We start from the raw sequence: 6,398 nt of genomic DNA, 5'->3' as shown, positions 1-6,398 counted from the left end.
GCGAGGAGGCGGGGTCCGGCGTTCCTGGCGGGGGACGCCGGACCCGTGTCGGTGCCGGGACTCGGCGCGGTCAGCCGACGGCGGCCAGGTCGGTCAGCCGGGCCAGCGAGTCCTCCAGGTCGGCGCCGACCCGGCGCAGACCGAGCCGCAACAGGGCGGCCTTGACGGGTCCGGCGGGCCACCGCACGACGATCAGCCGTACCACGGTGCCGCCGGCCTCCTCGTCCGAGGTCAGCTGGACGTAGATCTCGGTGCGCGCCTCGGCCCGGGCGCCGGCGCCCTTGGCCCGTTCGCGCCAGCCGATCAGGGTCGGTTCCTGATAGGCGATCACTTCGGCCTCGTGCGCGGCGCCGCGTCCGGCCTGGACGAGTTGCCGCCGGCCGAATCCCTCCCCGGAGAGGACCTCGGCCGCCCGGACTCCCGCCAGCCAGGCCGGTAGCTGCTCGGCCCGCTGCACGACGTCCCAGACCATTTCCATCGGCGCCGCCACGTGCGCGCTGCGTTCCACGAGGATCATGAGCGTCTTTCCCCCACTTAAATCACATCCGCGATATTCGGCACTCTATGCGTAAATCGGACTTAAGCGGACGGGATCGGAAAAGACACGCCGAAAACCCTTGCGCTGGCCAGTCATGTCGGCCTATGGCGCGACGGCCACCCGAGCCCTAGAGTGCGAGCACACTTCACGTTTCGGGAGGGTGCCTTGACGACCGCGCCGATGCCCGCGTTTCCCGCCGGCTTCCGCTGGGGGGTGTCCACCTCCGCGTACCAGATCGAGGGAGCGACCGCCGCCGACGGCCGCGGGCCGTCCATCTGGGACACGTTCGCCCAGGAAGCGGGCCGGATCGTCGACGGCAGCACCGCCGACGAGGCGTGCGACCACCGCCATCGGTACGCCGAGGACACCGCGCTGCTCGCCGGGCTGGGCGTGTCCGCGTACCGGTTCTCGGTGGCCTGGCCGCGCATCCAACCCACCGGCGCCGGCCCGGCGAACGCGGCCGGGCTGGACTTCTACGACCGGCTGGTGGACGGCCTGCTCGCGGCCGGTGTGGACCCGGTCGCCACGCTCTTCCACTGGGACCTGCCCCAGGCGCTGGAGGACGCCGGCGGCTGGCTGAACCGGGACACCGCCGCCCGCTTCGCCGAGTACGCCGACCTGACCGCCGCCCGCCTCGGCGACCGGGTGAAGCTCTGGATCACGCTCAACGAGCCGTTCATCCACATGAGCCTCGGGCACGGCATCGGCACCCACGCGCCCGGCCGGATGCTCCTCTTCGACGCCTTCCCGGTGGCCCACCACCAGCTCCTCGGGCACGGCCTCGCGGTGGCCGCGCTGCGCGCCAGCAGCACGAGCCCGGTCGCGATCGCGAACAACTACTCGCCGGTGCGGCAGGTCGGGGACACCGACGCGGACCGGGCCGCCACCGAGGCGTACGACGCGCTGCACAACCGCCTCTTCACCGACCCGCTGCTCGGCCTCGGCTATCCCGACGCGCCCGGCGTCGACCCGGCCGTGGTCCGCGACGGCGACCTGGCCGTCATCGCCGCGCCGATCGACGTGCTCGGCGTGAACTACTACAACCCGACCGGCATCCGGGCGCCCGAGGAAGGATCGCCGCTGCCGTTCGAGATCGTGCCGCTGGACGGGTACGCCCGGACCGCGTTCGACTGGCCGGTGGCCCCGGACGGGCTACGCGAGCTGCTGCTCCACCTCCACCGACGCTACGGCGACGCGCTGCCGGAGATCCAGGTCACCGAGAGCGGCTGCGCCTACGACGACGCGCCGGACGCGCAGGGCCGGGTGGACGACCCGGAGCGGATCGCGTACTTGGACGGGCACGTCCGCGCGGTCCGCGAGGCGATGGCCGAGGGCGTGCCGGTGACCGGGTACTTCGTCTGGTCGCTGCTGGACAACTGGGAGTGGGCGGAGGGGTTCACCAAGCGGTTCGGCCTGGTGCACGTCGACTACGCCACGCAGCGGCGTACCCCGAAGTCGTCGTACGCCTGGTTCCGGGACCTGACCCGGCGATGACCACGGTGGACCCGACGCCGGCCTCGCTGCCGGCGGCGCTCGCCGAACCGACCGTGCCGGTACGGCGGAGCTGGATCGCGCTGATCTTCGCGGCCAACCTGGGCGTCTGGATGGCGTTCTTCACCCCGATCCAGGTGCTGCTGCCGCAGCAGATCGAACGGATCTCGCCGGGCGACAAGGAGGCCATGCTGGCGGTGGTCACTGGCCTCGGCGCGCTCGCCGCGGTACTGGCCAACCCGCTCGCGGGCGCGCTGTCGGACCGTACCTCCCTGCGGTTGGCCAACCGGCACCTCGGCCGCCGGCACGTCTGGACCGCGACCGGCGCGGTGGTCGGCGCGGCCTTCCTGGTGCTGCTGGCCCGGCAGGACAGCATCGCCGGGGTGGCGGTGGCCTGGGTGGCCGCGCAGGTCTGCTTCAACGCGATGCTGGCCAGTCTCACCGCCGCGATCCCGGACCGGGTGCCGGTGGCGCAGCGCGGCGGCGTCTCCGGCTGGGTGGGCATCCCGCAGGCGCTCGGCCTGGTGCTCGGCGCGGTGCTGGTCACCGCCGTGGTCACCGGCAACGCCGCCGGGTACGCGGCGATGGCGCTCGCGGTGCTGCTGCTGTCGCTGCCGTTCGCGCTGCTCACCCGGGACGACCCGCTGCCCCGGGAGCACCGCCCACCGCTGCGGCTGCGGGCGCTGCTGTCCTCGATGTGGATCAGCCCGCGCCGCCACCCCGACTTCGCCTGGGCCTGGTTCACCCGCTTCCTGGTGCAGACCGGCAACGCGCTCGGCACGCTCTACCTGCTCTACTTCCTCACCGACGGGGTGCGGGTGGCCGACCCCGAGGGCTCGCTGCTGGTGCTGATCCTGCTCTACACGCTGGGCATGATGCTCACCGCCGTGGTGTCCGGGCGGCTCTCCGACCGCTCGGGCCGGCGCAAGGTCTTCGTGATCGCCTCCGGGCTGATCATGGCGGTGGCGGCGACGCTGCTGGCGGTCGCGCCGGTCTGGCCGATGGCGATCGTGGCCGCGCTGCTGCTCGGCGCCGGCTACGGGGTCTACCTGGCGGTGGACGCCGCGTTGATCACGCAGGTGCTGCCCGCCGCCACGGACCGGGCCAAGGACCTCGGGGTGATCAACATCGCGAACTCCGCGCCGCAGGTGCTGGGGCCCGCGCTCTCCGCCCCGATCGTGGTCCACCTCGGCGGCTATCCCACGCTGTACGCGGTCACCGCCGTCGTCACGCTGCTCGGCAGCGCGCTGGTGGTGAAGATCCGCTCCGTACCGTGAGCGCCCCGCTGTTCGCCGCGTGTTAGGCGGGGGCCCCGCCACCTCCGAATGCGTTAAGAAGGGCCCCCTCCTTAACCGCTGGCCGGCGGACGTAGGCTGGGGAGCGTGACGGTACGTGTACGCTTCGCCCCCTCCCCGACCGGAATGTTCCACGTCGGCGGCGCCCGCTCGGCCCTGCAGAACTGGATCTTCGCCAAGCAGCAGGGCGGGGTGTTCGTGCTCCGCGTCGAGGACACCGACGCGGCCCGCAACCGGCCCGAGTGGACCGAGGGCATTCTCTCCGCGCTCGACTGGATCGGCATCGCCCGGGGCAGCTACGAGGGCCCCTACTTCCAGTCCTCGTACGCCGGCGAGCACCGCGCCGCCGCGCAGCGGCTGCACGAGGGCGGCCGGGCGTACTACTGCGACTGCACCCGCGAGGACGTGCAGGCGCGTACCGGTTCGCAGTACCGCGGCTACGACGGCTTCTGCCGCGACCGGGGCCTGCCGGCCGGCGAGGGCCGGGCGCTGCGCTTCCGCACCCCGGACGAGGGCGAGACCGTGGTGGTCGACCTGATCCGCGGCGAGCCGACGTTCGAGAACAAGCTGATCGAGGACTTCGTCATCGCCCGCGGCGACGGCTCCCCGGTGTTCCTGCTGGCCAACGTGGTCGACGACATGACCATGGGGATCACCCATGTGATCCGGGCCGAGGAGCACCTGCCCAACACCCCGAAGCAGCAGCTCCTCTGGGACGCGCTCGGGGTCAAGCCGCCGATCTGGGCGCACGTCCCGGTGGTGGTCAACGAGAAGCGGCAGAAGCTGTCCAAGCGACGCGACAAGGTCGCCCTGGAGGCGTACCGGGACGAGGGCTACCTCGCCGACGCGATGCGCAACTACCTGATGCTGCTCGGCTGGGCGCCGTCGGGCGACCGGGAGATCGTGCCCTGGTCGGTGATCGAGGACGAGTTCCGCCTCGACGAGGTCAACCCGTCGCCGGCGTTCTTCGACGAGAAGAAGCTGCGCGCCTTCAACGGGGAGTACATTCGGGCGCTCCCGGTCGACGACTTCGTCGCCGCCTGCCAGCCGTGGCTGACCGGCACCGACACCATCGCCCCGCCGCCGTGGCAGCCGGCCGAGTTCGACCCGGCCGCGTTCGCGGCGGTGGCGCCGCTGGCGCAGACCCGGATCGCGGTGCTCAGCGAGATCGTGCCGAACGTCGACTTCCTCTTCCTGGCCGACCCGCTGATCGACGAGGCGGCCTGGGCGAAGGCGATGAAGGAGGGCGCGGCCGACCTGCTCGACGCCGCGATCACCGCGTTCGATGCGTTGGAGCCCTGGGACGCCGAGTCGCTGAAGGCCACGCTGGAGGCGGTCGGCGCGGAGCGCGGGCTGAAGCTGGGCAAGGCGCAGGCGCCGGTCCGGGTCGCGGTCACCGGACGCACCGTCGGGCTGCCCCTGTTCGAGTCCCTCGAGGTGCTCGGCCGCGACCGCACCCTGACCCGGCTACGCGCCGCACGCGTACGCCTGGTCTGAACCCCCTTTCCGCCGGCTGATCGGGCGCGCGATCATGAAGTTGACCGGATCGGGGAGCGCTCCCTCGACCGTCAACTTCATGATCGACGCGCGTCACTGGGCGGGGCGCTCAGCGGCGGGTGGCTCGGCGGTATAACAGCAGTCCGGTGCCGAGCGCGGCCAGCAGCACGATCGCGCCGGTCGCCCACAGCCAGCCCGTACCCCCGTCGTCGTCGCCGGCCGCCGCGGCGGGTGACGGGCTGGCCGGCGGCGACGCCGCGGTGGTCGCGGGCGCAGCCGTGGTGGGCGCCGCGGTGGTCGGGGCGACGCTCGGCGACGGCGGTTCGGCGGGGGTGCCGGTGGTCAGGGTGAACCGGATCTCTCCCTTGATCGGGTGCCCGTCGGTGGATGCGAGCTGGTAGGCCACGATGTAGAGCCCGGCCGCTCCCGGCGTGAACGGCACGCTCACCCGCTTGCCGGAGAAGGTCGGCGCACCGCCGGTGGCGGCCACGTCGTCCGGGCCGGTGACGGTGACCTTCGTTGTGTCCGCCTTCGGTGTGGCGAGGAACCGCAGCTCGATCCGCTTGGGCGCGGCGGCCAGCCGGGCCCCGTTCTGTGGATCGCTGCCGGTCAGCGAGTTGTGTGCGGCCGCCGGCGCGGCCGGTGGCAGCAACGACAACCCCGCCGCCACTCCGAGCACGGTCAGCCAGGTACGTGCCATACGGGCGACCCTGTCCCCCATGAACTCCTCCGTCCGGGTAAGATCCGGCCGCTGATCATCGGCCATTCGTTGGTCGGTCTCAGCTCGCAGATAGTTCCAAAATTCTCACCCACCTGCTGCGACCACGCGACGTTCTGCGGAGTCTTTGAGGTGGGGCGGGTCCAGTGTGCCCGGCAGCGGAAGCCAGCCATCGAACGGGGCGAGGAGGCGGCGATGGTCCGGAAGGTGAGACGGCTGCTGACGGTCGTGGGCGGGGCGGTGGTGGCGCTCGCGTGCTCGCTGACCCTCGCCGGCACCGCGGTGGCCCAGGCGGCGCCGAAACCGAAGCTCGCCCCGGCCGGGGTGGACATCACCGGCGACCGGCTCGACCAGCCGCTGCGACTGCGAGCCGACACCCGCCCGGCCGAGGTGACCATGGTCGTCGACCAGGTCCAGTGGCTCGGGACGACCGGTCAGCTACGCGGCCCGGCGGCCAAGGACCTGGGTCCGAAGTACACGGTGGTGGTGCTCGTCGCCGACAGCCCGAAGCACACCTACGACCTGTTTCCGCTGGCCAAGGGGGGCCCTCGGGTCTACCGGCCGGCCAAGCAGCCCGACCTGAGCCACCCCCGGGCCGGCTGGTTCTTCGGCCGCCTCAACATGTCCGAGACGTTGCGCGCCGTCGGAGTGCCGCTGGAGCCCCGCTTCGACACGCTCTCCGGTGGCATCGGTGGCGGCGAGCGCGTCCTGCCGGAGGAGGCGCTCGACCCCGGGCAGGACCTGGACACCGCGCTCGGCGAACTGCAACGGCTGCTGCTGCTCAACGTCGGAGTGGTGCTGGTCATCACCGTCGGGCTGGCCGGCATCGCGCTGCTGGTGCGCCGCCGCACCCGCTGAG

The 6,398-nt window shown here is 72.4% G+C and carries 6 protein-coding genes; 4 read left to right on the top strand and 2 right to left on the bottom strand.

Annotation, left to right across the window (positions count from 1 at the left end; genetic code table 11):
- Nucleotides 1–70: 70 nt before the first annotated feature.
- The gene (locus tag B1205_RS25840) at nucleotides 71–517 is read right to left on the bottom strand and encodes an SRPBCC family protein (protein WP_089157975.1); all 447 of its coding nucleotides are present in this window, start codon (nucleotides 515–517) and stop codon (nucleotides 71–73) included.
- Nucleotides 518–718: 201 nt separating this feature from the next.
- On the opposite strand from B1205_RS25840, the gene B1205_RS25835 reads away from it, so the two are divergent.
- The 3 genes from B1205_RS25835 to gltX all read left to right on the top strand — a co-directional run bounded on the left by B1205_RS25835 (nucleotide 719) and on the right by gltX (nucleotide 4,821).
- On the top strand, nucleotides 719–2,032 hold the full coding sequence (locus B1205_RS25835; RefSeq protein ID WP_089157974.1) for a GH1 family beta-glucosidase: 1,314 nt from the start codon (nucleotides 719–721) through the stop codon (nucleotides 2,030–2,032).
- Nucleotides 2,029–3,306, top strand: a complete 1,278-nt coding sequence (locus tag B1205_RS25830) for an MFS transporter (RefSeq protein WP_089157973.1) — start codon at nucleotides 2,029–2,031, stop codon at nucleotides 3,304–3,306. The genes B1205_RS25835 and B1205_RS25830 overlap by 4 nt, the downstream gene beginning before the upstream one ends.
- Nucleotides 3,307–3,411: 105 nt before the next feature.
- The gene (gene gltX, locus B1205_RS25825; RefSeq protein WP_089157972.1) at nucleotides 3,412–4,821 is read left to right on the top strand and encodes a glutamate--tRNA ligase; all 1,410 of its coding nucleotides are present in this window, start codon (nucleotides 3,412–3,414) and stop codon (nucleotides 4,819–4,821) included.
- 109 nt (nucleotides 4,822–4,930) lie between these two features.
- Here the strand turns inward: gltX and B1205_RS25820 are convergent, their stop codons facing one another.
- Complete coding sequence (locus B1205_RS25820; RefSeq protein WP_254910203.1) at nucleotides 4,931–5,521, bottom strand: copper resistance CopC family protein; 591 nt, start codon at nucleotides 5,519–5,521, stop codon at nucleotides 4,931–4,933.
- A gap of 213 nt (nucleotides 5,522–5,734) precedes the next feature.
- Here B1205_RS25820 and B1205_RS25815 point away from each other — a divergent pair, with 213 nt between their 5' ends.
- Nucleotides 5,735–6,397: a hypothetical protein gene (locus tag B1205_RS25815; RefSeq protein ID WP_089157991.1), complete on the top strand. Its 663-nt coding sequence runs from the start codon at nucleotides 5,735–5,737 to the stop codon at nucleotides 6,395–6,397.
- Nucleotide 6,398 lies beyond the last annotated feature (1 nt).

Origin of the sequence: Micromonospora sp. NBS 11-29, from assembly GCF_002140155.1 — a bacterium.
Taxonomy (GTDB): domain Bacteria; phylum Actinomycetota; class Actinomycetes; order Mycobacteriales; family Micromonosporaceae; genus Micromonospora.
Note: the sequence above shows the minus strand (reverse complement) of the source record. Positions and strands in the feature narration are given on the sequence as shown.

Coding starts and splice junctions, on each gene's coding strand:
- B1205_RS25815 (WP_089157991.1), top strand. CDS start 5,735: ATGGTCCGGAAGGTGAGACGGCTGCTGACGGTCGTGGGCGGGGCGGTG.
- B1205_RS25830 (WP_089157973.1), top strand. CDS start 2,029: ATGACCACGGTGGACCCGACGCCGGCCTCGCTGCCGGCGGCGCTCGCC.
- B1205_RS25835 (WP_089157974.1), top strand. CDS start 719: ATGCCCGCGTTTCCCGCCGGCTTCCGCTGGGGGGTGTCCACCTCCGCG.
- B1205_RS25820 (WP_254910203.1), bottom strand. CDS start 5,521: ATGGCACGTACCTGGCTGACCGTGCTCGGAGTGGCGGCGGGGTTGTCG.
- B1205_RS25840 (WP_089157975.1), bottom strand. CDS start 517: ATGATCCTCGTGGAACGCAGCGCGCACGTGGCGGCGCCGATGGAAATG.